The organism is Escherichia sp. UTM R2, from assembly GCF_048593455.1.
In the GTDB taxonomy this organism is placed as follows: domain Bacteria; phylum Pseudomonadota; class Gammaproteobacteria; order Enterobacterales; family Enterobacteriaceae; genus Escherichia; species Escherichia coli.
This window is the reverse complement of sequence record NZ_JBFWDY010000002.1, coordinates 3521496-3538664: the sequence shown is the minus strand read 5'-3', so window position 1 is coordinate 3538664 and position 17169 is coordinate 3521496. Positions and strand designations below refer to the sequence as shown.

Here is a 17169-nt window from a genome sequence, read left to right as displayed (position 1 = left end):
AATTGAGGACGTGATGTCCCAGTGAGTCATTTTTTAAAACTAACTTGCCTGGAGTTTACTGAACCAACTTATATATTTTTGAGTACAGCTTGGCCTCAGCATTACGCCGATGGGTATACACTGTCTTCACACTACAATTTTCAATTCTGGCAATCGATTTAGGTTGCATTCCCTGGGCCGTCATGCGGATAATTTCCATTTCCCGGTCCGTGATTTTATCTTTCTTAATATCTTTTCTCAGGAACCTGCCATTAATCACATAGGCCAGTTCTTTTCTAATATCACGACTCAGTCCAGCGTATACCACGCCCCTAATATTGCTATTGTAATACCAATAATTTGCTAAGGCTTCTGACTTTCTGGCCGCAATCAATACGACCTGTTTCCCCTTTACCGCGGATAACCATTCATTATCACGGTTTATAAATTCAGATAAAGAATCCGTACTGAGATTGATAAACACGAAATCTTTTCTAATTTTCTCCAACGATAGATAAATTAATCTGTCGATATCCACAATCAGTTCAGATAGTCCTTTATAGAAGTAGGCGTCATGGGGAGACCAGATGTATTTATCAGAACGGTTTTGACATTCCATATGGTTTTTAACCTCATAGTCCCTACTGTAATCACTTTGCCATGTCACTACTTTCCAAACCTGTAATTTTTACAGGTGCATTCAGTTTCCTTAGTAAACCGGAAGTAAATAAGATACGTAGTACATATCAATAAAGGTTAAACGAGATTAAGTTTAATTATTTTCGATTGGGCTTAAATTTATGTTTTTTTTCCCGATGAGTGTCAATATGTGAACGGAAAAGGAATTCAATGGTTAAGTCAATATTTAGAAAAACTGAAAATATTGCTTTTTTGATAAGAAGAAAAAGACATTTGGTTTCATAAGGTTATTGGCAATATAACGTTCAATTCTTACTTGCATTTTATATTGGTCAGGAACTTTGCCCTGAAGTGTTAGGAATAGTCTTAATGCGCTGTGTGATGGACTAGTAAAAAAACAAGTTTTAAGGGTAAGGGATAGAATATAAAACTATGATGAGCTGTCATTGAAGATGATTTGCCAATCAGTAAGATATTTTAATGGATTAACATGCCGCACAAAATGGTTACAGGTGTTCATTCCAATAAGTAATGGAAAATTGAACGGGCGTATGCACGTCATCTGTTCGGTAAGCCCCCAAGAGCCAGATTAAGTGAAGTTAAACGAAGGCTGCCAGCTGTCACAGGAACGATGGCCTTTTTGTCAGGGCACTGCATTCAGTTATCTGTGCGCGTTACTCTAACTGGCACTCGAACGTCGGCGACGGGGTTACCGGTGGATCAGACTGTTCCTGTGGCGTAAACGTTTTTATGTTAGTACCAACAGATTTACCACATTTATCATCTTAACAGTTTGAGTGAAAATGCAGGCTGCGCCGCAAAGGGAGGAGACTGAGTGGCGTGTTCAGTCTAAAAGAGGGTTGATGCCAGCATACAGGGGCGAAGCTGGTCAACAAGTCAACATTAAGATAATGGAATATTCGGAGAGAAACGTCAGGCAGTTGGCCTCAAATGAACAGGAAGAATATATCCCCAGGAAAATTAATGTTGGTGTTATAAACACACCAACATTAATCCGATCTGATTATTAATCAGACAAATATCGTTAATCCGTCGAATTTTGAATCAACGTTTTTTCTTACGACCCTGAACGGCCTTAAAACGTGGATTAGATTTACAAATCACATATAGCCGTCCTTTTCGCTTCACAATCTGACAGTCTGGATGGCGTTCTTTTGCGGTACGCAGAGAGTTAAGAACTTTCATCACGCCCCCTTTTTCGTGCTAACAAAACGACCAAAACGTTGGGTGAATCGTGCAACATTTCCTTCTGATGCCACTGTTCTCAGCTTCCCTGTATAGAACGGGTGCGATTTAGAAGAGACATCAATTGTCACGTATGGATACGTTACGCCATCCAGCTCAATCTCACGGTCTGTTTTGATAGTCGAGCCGATTTTAAAGTACTCATCAACACTGGTGTCGTGGAGCACCACAGTACGATACTCAGGATGGATATTGGGCTTCATCATTTTTACCTGTTATGTTATAACATAACCATAAAGATACATGCTCATCCGGATCATTTCAACACTCAATCCCTGTGACTCTTTGTGGATGTGGAATTTTCGCAACGGGGAACTCTGGCATTGTTAGCAGCCATTGGTGACGCTCCCATAAACGCCTGGATGAGTGATTGATGATGGTTTTGCTGAGAGTATGGATTTTTCGAGAATGGAGGTTATCTCCACTTTACTGGCCGATGATTTATCGCAGTATGATTGATTACCTGACAGCGTGTATTCCTCTCCCACGGATATAATAATTACTTACAAAAAAGGGAGAGGATGCATATTTTAAATATCACTGAAGTGAACAGTTTATTTCCGTTATTAATAGAAATGGAGAAATAAATAGGCGTATTCTACAATTGCGACAAAAACAACGATATTAATCAGTTTATGACTGATTTGCTGTACTTTATTCTCTTTCATTGGTACTTCCTCGCTTTAAAAAAGAGTGCACTTCGTAAGTGCCCTTATATAAATAACGAGTTTGATCAACCAATTTTTTGACATGTATCACAAATTTGAATAGATGTATTACATCAACTATCTTTTATTGCACCAACGTCATTGATATATGTCGCCTGAAGTCAGTTCCGGGAATGAGTCTGATCTCAAGACTGGCCCAGTCCGGGCGTTGATTGGTGCTGAGGAGCATATCGCATCTCATCATAATGTCGTATCTCCTGGGGTGTTATACAAGATATCGTTGTTGGTGACCTGGGAGAGGAATTGAGTTCTATTAAACCGTCAACTATGCCGGATACATACTGGATTACACTGCAGGCACGCCTTATGAGAGAACGTGCCGCAGTGACGGGTTAATTATCTGAAAGAATTTGTGAGGCTGTATCGGTTACTCATTGATTTGATAGTTTTTTCTCTCGGGAGAATAATAGATATTTAATCCATTAACGGAAACCAGCCAGTTCCTTTCGATGCCTGAATTTGATCCCATAGTTTATCCGGAATGGTTAATTCATGAACAAGTTGTGTTATCGTTCATGAGAAGCATAACGTAAAGGGAAAAGCTCGATTAGACGGCAGAATTTGTCAGGGGTTATGAACGAAATTCATAAATCTGTTTGAGTGTTGCGATGGGTAGTGCAAGTTCGATATCTCCGCAATTTACAGTCCGATGAAGGAAAATGAATATCCATAAAAAATATATTGGTTTATCCTGGCATATATACCTATTTCGACGTATTTCCAATAGTTTTAATTAAAGGCAGGTCATTGTTATTCACTCTGAATAGTGAATTATTCACTGTCCGCAGAGTAAGAAATATAACTTAGGTATCTATTTAATGACTTGCACAAAAAGCTAAATTTTCCCCCATAAATAAAAATATAATCCCGCGCCCAACCACCTGATGAGTGGCTACAGGCACTGGATATATTAGGTGGCGGTGCACTTTCTTACATAAAGGTATTTCCTTTTCTGCGGAAAAGGAAATCGGGAAATCCCCGGTTTTTCTGACAAGCAGACGCCATTATTTGTGTCTGCCTATGTTCGTTAATTCGTTCATCAGGAAATTATCTCAATGTCACATTATAAAACAGGTCATAAACAACCACGATTTCGTTATTCAGTTCTGGCCCGCTGCGTGGCGTGGGCAAATATCTCTGTTCAGGTTCTTTTTCCACTCGCTGTCACCTTTACCCCAGTAATGGCGGCACGTGCGCAGCATGCGGTTCAGCCACGGTTGAGCATGGGAAATACTACGGTAACTGCTGATAATAACGTGGAGAAAAATGTCGCGTCGTTTGCCGCAAATGCCGGGACATTTTTAAGCAGTCAGCCAGATAGCGATGCGACACGTAACTTTATTACCGGAATGGCCACAGCTAAAGCTAACCAGGAAATACAGGAGTGGCTCGGGAAATATGGTACTGCGCGCGTCAAACTGAATGTCGATAAAGATTTCTCGCTGAAGGATTCTTCGCTGGAAATGCTTTATCCGATTTATGATACGCCAACAAATATGTTGTTCACTCAGGGAGCAATACATCGTACCGACGATCGTACTCAGTCAAATATTGGTTTTGGCTGGCGTCATTTTTCAGGAAATGACTGGATGGCGGGGGTGAACACCTTTATCGACCATGATTTATCCCGTAGTCATACCCGCATTGGTGTTGGTGCGGAATACTGGCGCGATTATCTGAAACTGAGCGCCAATGGTTATATCCGGGCTTCTGGCTGGAAAAAATCGCCGGATGTTGAGGATTATCAGGAACGCCCGGCGAATGGCTGGGATATTCGTGCTGAGGGCTATTTACCCGCCTGGCCGCAGCTTGGCGCAAGCCTGATGTATGAACAGTATTATGGCGATGAAGTCGGGCTGTTTGGTAAAGATAAGCGCCAGAAAGACCCGCATGCTATTTCTGCCGAGGTGACCTATACGCCAGTGCCTCTTCTGACACTGAGCGCCGGGCATAAGCAGGGCAAGAGTGGTGAGAATGACACTCGCTTTGGCCTGGAAGTTAATTATCGGATTGGCGAACCTCTGGCGAAACAACTCGATACAGACAGCATTCGCGAGCGTCGGGTACTGGCAGGCAGCCGCTATGACCTGGTTGAGCGTAATAACAACATCGTTCTTGAGTACCGCAAATCTGAAGTGATCCGTATTGCTCTGCCTGAACGTATTGAAGGTAAGGGTGGTCAGACACTTTCCCTGGGGCTTGTGGTCAGCAAAGCAACTCACGGACTGAAAAATGTGCAGTGGGAAGCGCCGTCATTACTGGCTGAGGGTGGCAAAATTACCGGTCAGGGTAGTCAGTGGCAAGTAACGCTCCCGGCTTATCGTCCAGGCAAAGACAATTATTATGCGATTTCTGCGGTTGCCTACGATAACAAAGGCAATGCCTCAAAACGCGTGCAGACAGAGGTGGTCATTACCGGAGCAGGTATGAGCGCCGATCGCACGGCGTTAACGCTTGACGGTCAGAGCCGTATTCAAATGCTTGCTAACGGTAATGAGCAAAGACCGCTGGTGCTGTCTCTGCGCGACGCCGAGGGGCAGCCAGTCACGGGCATGAAAGATCAGATCAAGACTGAACTAGCCTTCAAACCGGCTGGAAATATTGTGACTCGTTCCCTGAAGGCCACTAAATCACAGGCAAAGCCAACACTGGGTGAGTTCACCGAAACTGAAGCAGGGGTGTATCAGTCTGTCTTTACTACCGGAACGCAGTCAGGTGAGGCAACGATTACTGTTAGCGTTGATGGCATGAGCAAAACCGTCACTGCAGAACTGCGGGCCACGATGATGGATGTGGCAAACTCCACCCTGAGCGCTAACGAGCCGTCAGGTGATGTGGTTGCTGATGGTCAGCAAGCCTATACGTTGACGTTGACTGCGGTGGACTCCGAGGGTAATCCGGTGACGGGAGAAGCCAGCCGCTTGCGATTTGTTCCGCAAGACACTAATGGTGTAACCGTTGGTGCCATTTCGGAAATAAAACCAGGCGTTTACAGCGCCACGGTTTCTTCGACCCGTGCCGGAAACGTTGTTGTGCGTGCTTTCAGCGAGCAGTATCAGCTGGGCACATTACAACAAACGCTGAAGTTTGTTGCCGGTCCGCTTGATGCAGCACATTCGTCCATCACCCTGAATCCTGATAAACCGGTGGTTGGCGGTACAGTTACGGCAATCTGGACGGCAAAAGATGCCTATGACAACCCTGTGACCAGCCTCACGCCGGAAGCGCCGTCATTAGCGGGTGCCGCTGCTGTAGGTTCTACGGCATCTGGCTGGACAAATAATGGTGATGGGACGTGGACTGCGCAGATTACTCTCGGCTCTACGGCGGGTGAATTAGAAGTTATGCCGAAGCTAAATGGACAGGATGCGGCAGCAAATGCGGCAAAAGTAACCGTGGTGGCTGATGCGTTATCTTCAAACCAGTCGAAAGTCTCTGTCGCAGAAGATCACGTAAAAGCCGGCGAAAGCACAACCGTGACGCTTATTGCAAAAGATGCACATGGCAACACTATCAGTGGTCTTTCGTTGTCGGCAAGTTTGACGGGGACCGCCTCTGAAGGGGCGACCGTTTCCAGTTGGACCGAAAAAGGTGACGGTTCCTATGTTGCTACGTTAACTACAGGCGGAAAGACGGGCGAGCTTCGTGTCATGCCGCTCTTCAACGGCCAGCCAGCAGCCACCGAAGCCGCGCAGTTGACGGTCATCGCCGGAGAGATGTCATCAGCGAACTCTACGCTTGTTGCGGCCAATAAGGCTCCGACCGTCAAAATGACGACGGAACTCACCTTCACCGTGAAGGATGCGTACGGGAACCCGGTCACCGGGCTGAAGCCAGATGCACCAGTGTTTAGCGGTGCCGCCAGCACGGGGAGTGAGCGTCCTTCAGCAGGAAACTGGACAGAGAAAGGTAATGGGGTCTACGTGGCGACCTTAACGCTGGGATCTGCCGCGGGTCAGTTGTCTGTGATGCCGCGAGTGAACGGCCAAAATGCCGTTGCTCAGCCACTGGTGCTGAACGTTGCAGGTGACGCATCTAAGGCTGAGATTCGTGATATGACAGTGAAGGTTAATAACCAACTGGCTAATGGACAGTCTGCTAACCAGATAACCCTGACCGTCGTGGACAGCTATGGTAACCCGTTGCAGGGGCAAGAAGTTACGCTGACTTTACCGCAGGGTGTGACCAGCAAGACGGGGAATACAGTAACAACCAATGCGGCAGGGAAAGTGGACATTGAGCTTATGTCAACGGTTGCGGGGGAACACAGCATCACGGCCTCAGTGAATAATGCTCAGAAGACGGTTACGGTGAAATTCAAGGCGGATTTCAGTACCGGTCAGGCGACCCTGGAGGTTGATGGCAGCACGCCAAAAGTGGCAAACGACAATGATGCCTTTACGCTGACGGCAACGGTTAAGGATCAATACGGCAACCTTCTGCCTGGCGCTGTGGTCGTCTTTAATCTGCCTCGGGGCGTCAAACCGCTTGCAGACGGTAATATCATGGTGAACGCCGACAAGGAGGGTAAAGCGGAACTGAAAGTGGTCTCCGTGACTGCCGGAACGTATGAGATCACGGCGTCGGCAGGAAATGACCAGCCTTCGAATGCGCAGTCTGTAACGTTTGTGGCCGATAAGACTACGGCGACCATCTCCAGTATTGAGGTGATTGGCAACCGTGCAGTGGCGGATGGCAAAACCAAACAGACGTATAAAGTTACGGTGACTGATGCCAATAACAACCTGTTGAAGGATAGCGACGTGACGCTGACTGCCAGCTCGGAAAATTTAGTTCTGGATCCTAAAGGGACGGCGAAAACTAATGAGCAAGGACAGGCTGTTTTCACCGGCTCTACCACTATCGCAGCGACATATACACTCACGGCGAAAGTGGAACAGGCCAACGGTCAGGTATCGACGAAAACTGCTGAATCTAAATTCGTCGCGGATGATAAAAACGCGGTGCTCGCCGCATCTCCAGAACGTGTAGATTCTCTGGTGGCGGACGGGAAGACTACTGCAACAATGACGGTTACCCTGATGGCGGGAGTCAATCCCGTAGGAGGAAGTATGTGGGTCGACATTGAGGCTCCGGAAGGAGTGACGGAGAAGGATTATCAATTCCTGCCGTCGAAGGCTGACCATTTCTCAGGTGGGAAAATCACGCGTACATTTAGTACCAGCAAGCCAGGTGTCTATACGTTCACATTCAACGCACTGACGTATGGCGGGTACGAAATGACGCCTGTGAAGGTGACAATTAACGCCGTTGCTGCAGAGACTGAAAATGGCGAGGAGGAGATGCCATAATTTGAATAGTATGAAAGTTACGATCTAATAAAGAATAATGGTGTTGAAATATTCAACGCCATTATTCACTGAATACCTTGCCTGATACTGATTAAATAGTATCAGGCAAGGATAAAACTCAATAAGAGATAGTGACCAACTAAACCGGACGAACGGGAATAAAAATTTCGCAAACAACATCATTGCCATCCTTTTCTACGAAATCTTCATTGTAATAAAAGCGCTCAATATCGCTGCCGTTCACTCTGGCTAACCCCCTGGCAGGTAACTCTATCAGATAGATGTTACGCACCCAGTCAGGATAATTTTCCCAGTTTCCTTCATAACGGAAAGAGGCATAAAGTCCTCGGGTCGTTGTCCACTCTTTTGGCATGTCAGCATATTCACATACCGTACCAGCAAAAGTTTCAACCGTGAGCAAATCGACCGATTTTGTTGACGGTTCAAACGTGGAAACGAAATAGATATCCGTCTTAAAATTCTTCATACATCTGGCTAAATGATGACGTCGTAGTTTGACTTCTTCATCCGGTGATTTATTCGACACTTCAATGTCATATTTAAATGAGTTGCCAAAAATAGGTGTCTCAGGAAAGTTGATTAATCTACACTCCGTCTTTTGCTGTTGGCGTATTAAAAAAGAAGGGAAGATATTTGCGAGATCCCAATAATCACGGTGGCGGTATTCACGGGGAGAGCAGCCGAATAACTTTTTAAATTCGCGGCTGAATGACTGCTGTGAATCAAAATGCAAAGAGAGTGCAATATCAAGCATAGATTTCGCGGTGAGCCGGACAAGAATGGCGGCACGACAAAGCCTTCGTTTGCGAATGTATTCTCCCAAAGGCACATGCATGAAATTTCGGAACAGAAGCTGGATGTTGCGTCTGCTGTAGCCAGATTTCTGTGCGATATCTTCGATTGAAATAGGGTGCTCAAGATTGCACTCAATCCACTCCAGGAGCTGCTGTAGAATCTTCTGCCTGATCATCTCATTCTCCGTTAATTCTTTGTCATATCGCACATTTTCGTTATACCCTGGGCCCTAAGTGTATCAAAAATAGCAAGGGCGAAGGCAAAAGCACTGGTAGCGTCTGCTTCGTTGTCCCCGAAAATAGAGAGGTTTCAGTCCTACATTATTAATGAATTTTTTGCATAAGTGATATCAAAACCCACATACTACTTTGAGGTTACGTTTTAACGTAGACTCATTGTTCATGCCTAATGGAGGGACTGACAGTGGAATTTTCCGTATAGTCTGCTTCAGAGTATTGCAGATGCCCATCAAAAATCGATTTCTCACTGACAGATAAAGAAATGGCACAAATTAGTTCGCTTGATTTGGGTTATGTTGGGGAGTCGGTAAAACATTTTAATCCTGAATTTGTTCGTGGTTGTCTTGCTGTAAAAATACATGATTGATATTAATCATGTATTTTACCTAAGACGACAAAAACCTTTTAACAGGGAGTGATATTGATCTTCACTCTGTCATATCTCCGGTAATATGGCGTCAGGCTTCATCATCAGAAAGGGGGCCTGACACCTGAAAAAGTGAACAACAGACAGTGTTCGGATTATCAATATTCAGTTTTTAACGTTGAACTGGATTCATTACTGCGTTGTTTAAGAATTTCCCGCGCCGAATCTGCCATTATCATGACAGCACCTGCCAGCATCAGAGTATCTTTCAATACCAGGCGACCAGCACCGGATAAATAAGGGAAACCATGATGAGCGTCACCCAATGCGGGTACCCATGCCTCCGGGGTGGTGATTAAAAATGAGAGTGTTACCAGCGGCGTGGTAAATGCCATCAGTCCTCCCAATAAACCTAACCAGCGATTGACAGGATTAGCCAAAACCAGCAGAGCAATAATCACCTCCACGACGCCAAGACCGTTGGAAAAACCATAGGTATTATTGGCCGTTTGCCATGCCCTTGCTTCTGGTTTGTATTCGCCTTCGTGAGTCAGATACTGTTTATAGTCTTCCGGGTGTTCATAAAAGAACGACATTAGTGGACTGTTTGCGACGAATGGTGTAATGCTGTCTGCCTCGTAAGGGACAAACTTTAATAACCCAATCCACATAAAAACAATTGCAATACTCAGACGAATCAATGTCAGGCCAATTTTATCTCCCCGACTTAACAGGTGCAGGTATTTTTCCATTGTGAACATCCTTATTTATACAATACTGCTGTTGCGGTTGAATTATTATCAATTCGCATCGATGTGACTTTCCAGGATGAAGCATTATATTTTCTGGCTATATCAGCAATGGCATCCTCCAGAACTGTAGGTGATGCTGATACTGACGAGACGCTGATATGTTTCAGAATTATTTTATCATCTGCATTGGTGGAAAATGCCATAACGCCAGATAATAGTGTTGCAAATAAAACGGATTTTTTAAACATATAAAATACCATCAATGAAGTGATTAAGAAGTTATAGAGTAACAGGGAATTAATAAGATTCTTTTCTCTGAGACGCCAGAATATTTGTTCTGGCGTCTGATTTTGAGTTTATTTGACTAATGAAAATAGATCATTGAGTGATTCGCTCATCGACGGATGAGTAAATATCTGATCGCGTAATATGCTATAAGGCAGCCCGGCATCCATCACCATTTTCACTATATTGATCATCTCGTGGGAGTCAACACACAGCAGTGATGCCCCTAACATACGTTGGGTTTTATTATCAACAATCGCTTTTAATACCCCACGAGTATCATTCATCACTCTGGCACGCGGAATTGCAGCTACAGGCAATGTCACCACCTGAATATCAGCACCACTCTCTCTGGCTTGTTCTTCTGTCATACCAACCCTGGACAGGGGCGGTGTCATAAATACGGAATAAGGCACATTTTTCCGATCATCAGTACTACGTTTGCCTTCACCCAGTAACTCATCACGTACAATGCGGTAATCATCCAGTGATATGTAAGTAAATTGCAGCCCGCCGGTAACATCTCCCATCGCCCAAATATTGTCTGCGGTGGTATGTAATCGCTTGTCAACGACAATTGCCCCGCGCTCGTTTACTGCGATACCGGCATTTTCTGGATGTAACGAAGCGGTAGCCGGTTGACGACCGGAAGCTATTAACAGTGCATCCACCGCCAGTTGGGCGTGCTCGCTATGCACTTGCACTTGATTTTCATGGTGACTGATTCGCTCCACATGGGCATTGAGGATAATATCGACGCCCTGATCGCGTAAAATCGTCGCGATATTATCAGCAATATCCCGATCTTCCCGAGGCAAAAACAGCGAAGCTGCTTCTAAAATGGTTACCTTGCTGCCAAAATTAGCGAACATAGAGGCGAACTCAACGCCAATATATCCGCCGCCCAAAATACCTAAATGCCCAGGCAATTCTTTTAGATTAAGTAATCCGGTGCTGTCATATACTCCTGGCGTGGTGGTAATTCCAGGAATTGGCGGAACCACGGTTTGTGCACCGGTATTAATAAAAATTTTCTCGCCATGAATTTCCAGATTTCCCTCAGGCCGATGAACACGCAGGCTATGATTATTGATAAACTCCGCCTGGCCGTCGATCACGTCGATATTGGGCATATCCGCAAGATTATGAAAATTCTTATTACGTAAAAAATTAACCACTTCATTTTTACGCTGTATGGCACGGACAAAATCTGTGTGCTGCTGTGCGTCATGAACCAATGTTTTGGTTGGGATGCAGCCGATATTAATACAGGTCCCGCCATACATTGCATTTGATTGTTCGATGAGAGCCACTCGCCAACCTGCTTTTGCCAGCGTGACGGCTAATGTTTTTCCAGCCTTGCCAAAACCAATAATCACTGCCTGATATTTATTCATGATGATTTCCTGTCGAAACGCGTTCATTTGACATCATGACTATAGACGCAAAAGAGCAAATAACATTTCTTCACAACGCTTGATATTTTGTCTTATCGTCTGATATTTTCTTTTTCTTAATCAGAATCACAAAACAAAAATCATGATTAACTATTTGATGGTATTAGATTAGTTATTTACTAAGATTGTTGGTGTTTGTAATCAAAAACCACTCAGGAGTCTGATATGGATGCCCTTAGCCGTTTGTTGATGCTTAACGCTCCACAAGGAACGATCGATAAGAATTGCGTGTTAGGAAGTGACTGGCAGCTTCCACATGGTGCCGGGGAATTATCGGTTATTCGTTGGCATGCGTTAACGCAAGGAGCGGCGAAGCTGGAAATGCCGACGGGGGAGATTTTTACATTACGCCCGGGAAATGTGGTCCTGCTACCACAAAATTCAGCTCATCGCCTGAGTCATGTCGATAATGAATCGACCTGTATTGTCTGCGGCACTCTTCGGTTGCAACATTCGGCGCGTTATTTTTTAACGTCTTTGCCGGAAACGCTGTTTTTAGCACCGGTTAACCACAGCGTGGAATATAACTGGCTGAGGGAGGCGATCCCGTTTTTACAACAGGAATCCAGATCGGCAATGCCGGGAGTGGATGCACTGTGTAGCCAGATCTGCGCTACATTCTTTACCCTCGCGGTGCGTGAGTGGATTGCACAGGTTAATACTGAGAAAAACATTCTCAGTTTGCTTCTGCATCCACGTCTTGGTGCGGTAATACAGCAAATGCTGGAAATGCCAGGACACGCCTGGACCGTCGAATCGCTGGCCAGCATCGCTCACATGTCCCGGGCAAGTTTTGCCCAGCTTTTCCGTGATGTTTCCGGAACCACGCCGCTGGCTGTATTAACAAAGTTGCGTCTACAAATAGCGGCCCAGATGTTTTCCCGGGAAACGCTCCCTGTTGTGGTGATCGCTGAGTCAGTAGGCTATGCCAGTGAATCATCTTTTCACAAGGCGTTTGTCCGCGAGTTTGGTTGTACCCCGGGAGAATATCGGGAAAGGGTCAGACAGCTTGCACCCTGAATAAAACCGCCAGAAATCAGGGCAAAGATAATCCGCATTCCGGGAGTTGTGAGCCTTTCAACTATTTCTATTTCCAACGGTGGTTTGGGCTTTATATATTTTTTCTGATGGACTCTAGCTCAGTTTTTAAATAAAAATGCAAACTAAATTGCTTCAATTAAATAAAATCCCGACTATTACTTGATACGTGATTATTGTCGGTGATTTTTTTGTACACCATCAGTGTATATCTCAATAACCCCTGAATAAGTAGCTCTGAATAGGTATAAGGGATGTAGCCATTTTTAAATGGATTTCTTATGCCAAAAATGATCGTCGATTTCCCCATAAAATGTGAGCGATGCCGAAAGAAATAAAATTAGTTATTGCATTTGACGTTTGGATGAAAGATTATCATTTGTCATACAAATGAGGGGTGGTATGTTGCTAGCCAATTAAAAAAGAACGCCATATTTATTGATGATTGATCCCCCGGTGGGGGGAAACATCGGGCATAAATGGGCATGAAGTAATGGAGTATTAGTTGTGAATGTCAATTTCTTTGTCACCTGTATTGGTGACGCCCTGAAATCAAGAATGGCACGAGACTCCGTGCTGCTACTGGAAAAACTCGGCTGTCGCGTAAATTTCCCGGAGAAACAGGGATGCTGCGGTCAGCCTGCGATCAATAGCGGTTATATCAAAGAAGCGATTCCAGGGATGAAAAATCTGATCGCCGCACTGGAGGATAACGACGATCCCATTATTTCACCGGCTGGCTCTTGCACCTATGCCGTAAAAAGTTACCCGACGTATCTGGCGGATGAACCTGAATGGGCATCACGTGCCGCAAAGGTTGCCGCGCGTATGCAGGATCTCACCTCTTTTATTGTTAATAAATTAGGGGTAGTCGATGTAGGTGCCAGTTTGCAAGGGAGAGCGGTGTATCACCCATCTTGTAGCCTGGCCCGTAAGCTGGGAGTGAAGGACGAGCCACTTACGCTGCTGAAAAATGTGCGTGGACTGGAGCTGTTGACCTTTGCTGAACAGGATACCTGCTGCGGATTTGGCGGCACGTTCTCGGTCAAAATGGCCGAAATATCCGGCGAGATGGTGAAAGAAAAGGTTGCGCACCTGATGGAAGTCCGCCCTGAGTATTTAATTGGTGCTGACGTGAGTTGCCTGCTGAACATCAGTGGGCGATTACAACGGGAAGGGCAGAAAGTCAAAGTGATGCATATTGCTGAAGTGTTGATGAGCCGCTGAGGATATAAAGATGTCGATCAAAACCAGTAATACAGATTTTAAGACACGCATCCGTCAGCAAATTGAAGATCCGATCATGCGCAAAGCGGTGGCAAACGCGCAGCAGCGTATTGGGGCAAATCGGCAAAAAATGGTCGATGAATTGGGGCACTGGGAGGAGTGGCGCGATCGGGCCGCCCAGATACGTGATCATGTTCTGAGTAATCTCGACGCTTATCTGTACCAGCTCTCAGAAAAAGTGACGCAAAACGGCGGTCACGTCTATTTTGCAAGAACCAAAGAAGACGCTACCCGCTACATTTTACAGGTTGCCCAACGCAAAAATGCCCGGAAGGTGGTGAAATCTAAATCGATGGTGACCGAAGAGATTGGTGTCAATCATGTGTTGCAGGATGCTGGCATTCAGGTGATTGAAACCGATCTGGGTGAATATATTCTCCAGCTGGATCAAGATCCGCCATCTCATGTTGTGGTCCCGGCAATTCATAAAGATCGCCATCAGATCCGTCGAGTGCTACACGAACGTCTGGGCTATGAGGGGCCGGAAACGCCTGAAGCGATGACCTTATTCATCCGGCAAAAAATCCGCGAAGATTTCCTCAGTGCTGAAATAGGTATTACCGGCTGTAATTTCGCGGTGGCAGAGACCGGTTCGGTATGCCTGGTGACCAATGAAGGTAATGCGCGAATGTGTACCACGCTGCCTAAAACGCATATTGCAGTGATGGGAATGGAGCGTATTGCCCCCACGTTTGCCGAGGTAGATGTATTGATCACCATGCTGGCGCGCAGTGCCGTTGGTGCACGTTTGACGGGATACAACACCTGGCTGACAGGACCGCGCGAAGCTGGGCACGTTGATGGTCCTGAAGAGTTTCATCTGGTTATTGTCGATAACGGGCGTTCTGAGGTGCTGGCCTCTGAATTTCGGGATGTGCTGCGCTGTATTCGCTGCGGGGCTTGTATGAATACTTGTCCGGCATATCGCCATATTGGCGGTCATGGATATGGCTCTATTTATCCAGGGCCAATTGGTGCGGTGATTTCTCCGCTACTTGGCGGCTATAAAGATTTTAAAGATTTACCCTACGCCTGCTCTTTATGCACAGCTTGTGACAACGTGTGTCCGGTGCGTATTCCGCTGTCAAAACTGATTTTGCGTCATCGTCGGGTGATGGCTGAAAAAGGGATCACCGCAAAAGCAGAGCAACGGGCGATAAAAATGTTCGCTTATGCCAATAGTCATCCAGGATTGTGGAAAGTCGGGATGATGGCCGGTGCTCATGCGGCAAGCTGGTTTATCAATGGCGGCAAAACACCACTCAAATTTGGCGCGATTAGCGACTGGATGGAAGCACGCGATCTTCCTGAAGCTGACGGAGAGAGTTTCCGTAGTTGGTTTAAGAAACATCAGGCGCAGGAGAAAAAGAATGGATAATCGAGGCGAATTTTTGAATAACGTTGCTCAGGCACTGGGTCGCCCGCTGCGACTTGAACCGCAAGCAGAAGATGCGCCGCTTAACAACTATGCTAACGAGCGGCTTACCCAACTTAACCAACAGCAGCGCTGTGACGCGTTTATTCAGTTTGCCAGCGATGTTATGTTGACGCGCTGTGAGCTGACCAGCGAGGCGAAGGCGGCAGAAGCTGCAATACGTCTGTGTAAAGAGCTGGGAGATCAGTCGGTCGTGATTAGCGGTGACACGAGGCTGGAGGAATTGGGGATTAGCGAACGTTTGCAGCAGGAATGCAATGCCGTTGTTTGGGATCCGGCGAAAGGTGCCGAGAATATCTCGCAGGCAGAGCAGGCTAAAGTGGGTGTTGTGTATGCTGAATATGGTTTAACCGAATCGGGAGGCGTGGTTCTTTTTTCCGCCACCGAGCGCGGGCGTTCATTGAGCCTGCTCCCGGAATATTCTCTTTTTATCCTGCGTAAAAGCACTATCCTGCCGCGTGTAGCGCAACTCGCAGAAAAATTGCATCAGAAAGCGCAGGCCGGTGAACGAATGCCTTCCTGCATTAACATCATTAGCGGCCCCAGTTCAACGGCGGATATTGAGCTTATCAAAGTCGTCGGAGTTCATGGCCCGGTGAAAGCGGTGTATCTGATTATTGAGGATTGTTGAGAGAGATATGAAGTCTGAACATAAACCTGAAGAAGGCATACGAGGTTGAAAATAGCGTTTAGGACAACCTGACTTAACCCCGTTCCGTCATGGTTATGCTGCTCTTCTGTAAATATCCTGGTATTACCAATGCCAGGATATTTACAGTGAAAAAGACAGGCATCCATTCCTGAAAACGGGTTCCCTTCCCGGTCATTGTCACTTCAGCTTTATACAGGCACTCTCTATCAAAATGTTGTTTATTACTGCCCAGAGTTTTGTTGGTATTCATCTACCATTTTTTTGACAAGGCAAAACATTACAGAAATTACAATGCTTAGAAAAAATCCCAGAGCCAGGCAAATGGCAGCAGGGTATTTATTTTTTATTTCTGGTGAGCTTATAGTTACACAGCCATCACCGTTCGGATACAATGACCAGTTCCTGGTCAGGTATATCATTTTTGTATAAAGCTCACTGTTAATTGCTGAAGGCGTTTGTATCTCATCGAGAACTTGCCTGCCATTATGATATTCTGACGCATACCATTTGATAATAGAGGCCTGCACGCGAGATATTTCCTCTTCAGCAGTTGGTAAAGCTCTCTTATCTCCTGACCATTCCAGCCTTATTTCTCTGTTCTTGACATCTGGGCTGGTGTGAAAAAATGTAGTAATTCGCTGAATAACATCTTCAGTCATTGTAGTCTGACAGGCAAAATTATTATTGCTATCACAGCTAACAAGTATACCTGGCGTTGTCTGGTTTATTTTTAGGCTGTAAATCACTTTTATATTGTCTTTATTGATATACAGAAACAACAGCACCATAGCCATACATATAGCCATAATAAAAAAGATAACACGAATCTTTTTCTTCAGATAAAATAAAATCTCAATCAGATCGATATCCTGTTTGATTTGTTCACGCATAATATATCCAGAGAATAAAATCTGTCG

At 45.4% G+C, this 17169-nt stretch carries 15 protein-coding genes and 2 pseudogenes; 7 read left to right on the top strand and 10 right to left on the bottom strand.

Annotation, left to right across the window (positions count from 1 at the left end; all coding sequences use genetic code 11):
• Window positions 1–55: 55 nt before the first annotated feature.
• The gene (ecpR, locus tag AB4H76_RS17975; protein ID WP_001323479.1) at window positions 56–598 is read right to left on the bottom strand and encodes an ECP biosynthesis operon DNA-binding transcriptional regulator EcpR; all 543 of its coding nucleotides are present in this window, start codon (window positions 596–598) and stop codon (window positions 56–58) included.
• A gap of 823 nt (window positions 599–1421) precedes the next feature.
• Here ecpR and ykgL point away from each other — a divergent pair.
• Window positions 1422–1649, top strand: coding sequence for a protein YkgL (gene ykgL / locus AB4H76_RS17970; protein ID WP_001147279.1), 228 nt, complete (start codon window positions 1422–1424; stop codon window positions 1647–1649).
• Between the two features lie 34 nt (window positions 1650–1683).
• On the opposite strand, the gene ykgO is transcribed toward ykgL, so the two are convergent.
• The 4 genes and pseudogenes from ykgO to AB4H76_RS17950 all read right to left on the bottom strand — a co-directional run.
• Window positions 1684–1824, bottom strand: coding sequence for a type B 50S ribosomal protein L36 (ykgO, locus tag AB4H76_RS17965; protein WP_000866436.1), 141 nt, complete (start codon window positions 1822–1824; stop codon window positions 1684–1686).
• On the bottom strand, window positions 1824–2087 hold the full coding sequence (locus AB4H76_RS17960; protein WP_069892442.1) for a type B 50S ribosomal protein L31: 264 nt from the start codon (window positions 2085–2087) through the stop codon (window positions 1824–1826). The genes ykgO and AB4H76_RS17960 overlap by 1 nt, the downstream gene beginning before the upstream one ends.
• 363 nt (window positions 2088–2450) lie before the next feature.
• On the bottom strand, window positions 2451–2552 hold the full coding sequence (gene ykgR, locus AB4H76_RS17955; protein WP_000662258.1) for a small membrane protein YkgR: 102 nt from the start codon (window positions 2550–2552) through the stop codon (window positions 2451–2453).
• 474 nt (window positions 2553–3026) lie between these two features.
• Window positions 3027–3116: pseudogene (locus AB4H76_RS17950) on the bottom strand (hypothetical protein); the annotation flags it as partial.
• Window positions 3117–3667: 551 nt separating this feature from the next.
• Here AB4H76_RS17950 and fdeC point away from each other — a divergent pair.
• Window positions 3668–7924, top strand: coding sequence for an inverse autotransporter adhesin FdeC (gene fdeC / locus AB4H76_RS17945; protein WP_001404662.1), 4257 nt, complete (start codon window positions 3668–3670; stop codon window positions 7922–7924).
• A 139-nt stretch (window positions 7925–8063) separates the two neighbouring features.
• Here the strand turns inward: fdeC and AB4H76_RS17940 are convergent, their stop codons facing one another.
• The gene (locus AB4H76_RS17940; RefSeq protein ID WP_000621009.1) at window positions 8064–8915 is read right to left on the bottom strand and encodes a helix-turn-helix domain-containing protein; all 852 of its coding nucleotides are present in this window, start codon (window positions 8913–8915) and stop codon (window positions 8064–8066) included.
• A 302-nt stretch (window positions 8916–9217) separates the two neighbouring features.
• Between AB4H76_RS17940 and AB4H76_RS17935 the strand changes: the two are divergent.
• Window positions 9218–9346 (top strand): annotated as a pseudogene (locus tag AB4H76_RS17935) (aldo/keto reductase); the annotation flags it as partial.
• A 158-nt stretch (window positions 9347–9504) separates the two neighbouring features.
• Here AB4H76_RS17935 and rclC read toward each other — a convergent pair.
• The 3 genes from rclC to rclA all read right to left on the bottom strand — a co-directional run bounded on the left by rclC (window position 9505) and on the right by rclA (window position 11780).
• The gene (rclC, locus tag AB4H76_RS17930; RefSeq protein WP_001299021.1) at window positions 9505–10098 is read right to left on the bottom strand and encodes a reactive chlorine species resistance protein RclC; all 594 of its coding nucleotides are present in this window, start codon (window positions 10096–10098) and stop codon (window positions 9505–9507) included.
• A gap of 11 nt (window positions 10099–10109) precedes the next feature.
• Window positions 10110–10346, bottom strand: coding sequence for a reactive chlorine resistance periplasmic protein RclB (rclB, locus tag AB4H76_RS17925; RefSeq protein WP_000474077.1), 237 nt, complete (start codon window positions 10344–10346; stop codon window positions 10110–10112).
• 108 nt (window positions 10347–10454) lie between these two features.
• On the bottom strand, window positions 10455–11780 hold the full coding sequence (gene rclA, locus AB4H76_RS17920) for a reactive chlorine resistance oxidoreductase RclA (protein ID WP_001046307.1): 1326 nt from the start codon (window positions 11778–11780) through the stop codon (window positions 10455–10457).
• Window positions 11781–12005: 225 nt separating this feature from the next.
• On the opposite strand from rclA, the gene rclR reads away from it, so the two are divergent.
• The 4 genes from rclR (at window position 12006) to AB4H76_RS17900 (ending at window position 16231) form a co-directional block, all read left to right on the top strand.
• Window positions 12006–12860, top strand: coding sequence for a reactive chlorine-specific transcriptional regulator RclR (gene rclR / locus AB4H76_RS17915; protein WP_000339594.1), 855 nt, complete (start codon window positions 12006–12008; stop codon window positions 12858–12860).
• Between the two features lie 525 nt (window positions 12861–13385).
• Window positions 13386–14105, top strand: a complete 720-nt coding sequence (locus AB4H76_RS17910; protein WP_001102108.1) for a (Fe-S)-binding protein — start codon at window positions 13386–13388, stop codon at window positions 14103–14105.
• A 10-nt stretch (window positions 14106–14115) separates the two neighbouring features.
• Entirely contained in the window at window positions 14116–15543 is a 1428-nt protein-coding gene (locus tag AB4H76_RS17905) for a LutB/LldF family L-lactate oxidation iron-sulfur protein (protein ID WP_000023927.1), read from the top strand.
• Window positions 15536–16231 (top strand): LutC/YkgG family protein, encoded by a 696-nt coding sequence (locus AB4H76_RS17900; RefSeq protein WP_077491952.1) that lies wholly within the window; start codon window positions 15536–15538, stop codon window positions 16229–16231. The genes AB4H76_RS17905 and AB4H76_RS17900 overlap by 8 nt, the downstream gene beginning before the upstream one ends.
• Window positions 16232–16473: 242 nt before the next feature.
• On the opposite strand, the gene ykgH is transcribed toward AB4H76_RS17900, so the two are convergent.
• Window positions 16474–17142, bottom strand: coding sequence for a protein YkgH (gene ykgH / locus AB4H76_RS17895; protein WP_077491950.1), 669 nt, complete (start codon window positions 17140–17142; stop codon window positions 16474–16476).
• Window positions 17143–17169 lie beyond the last annotated feature (27 nt).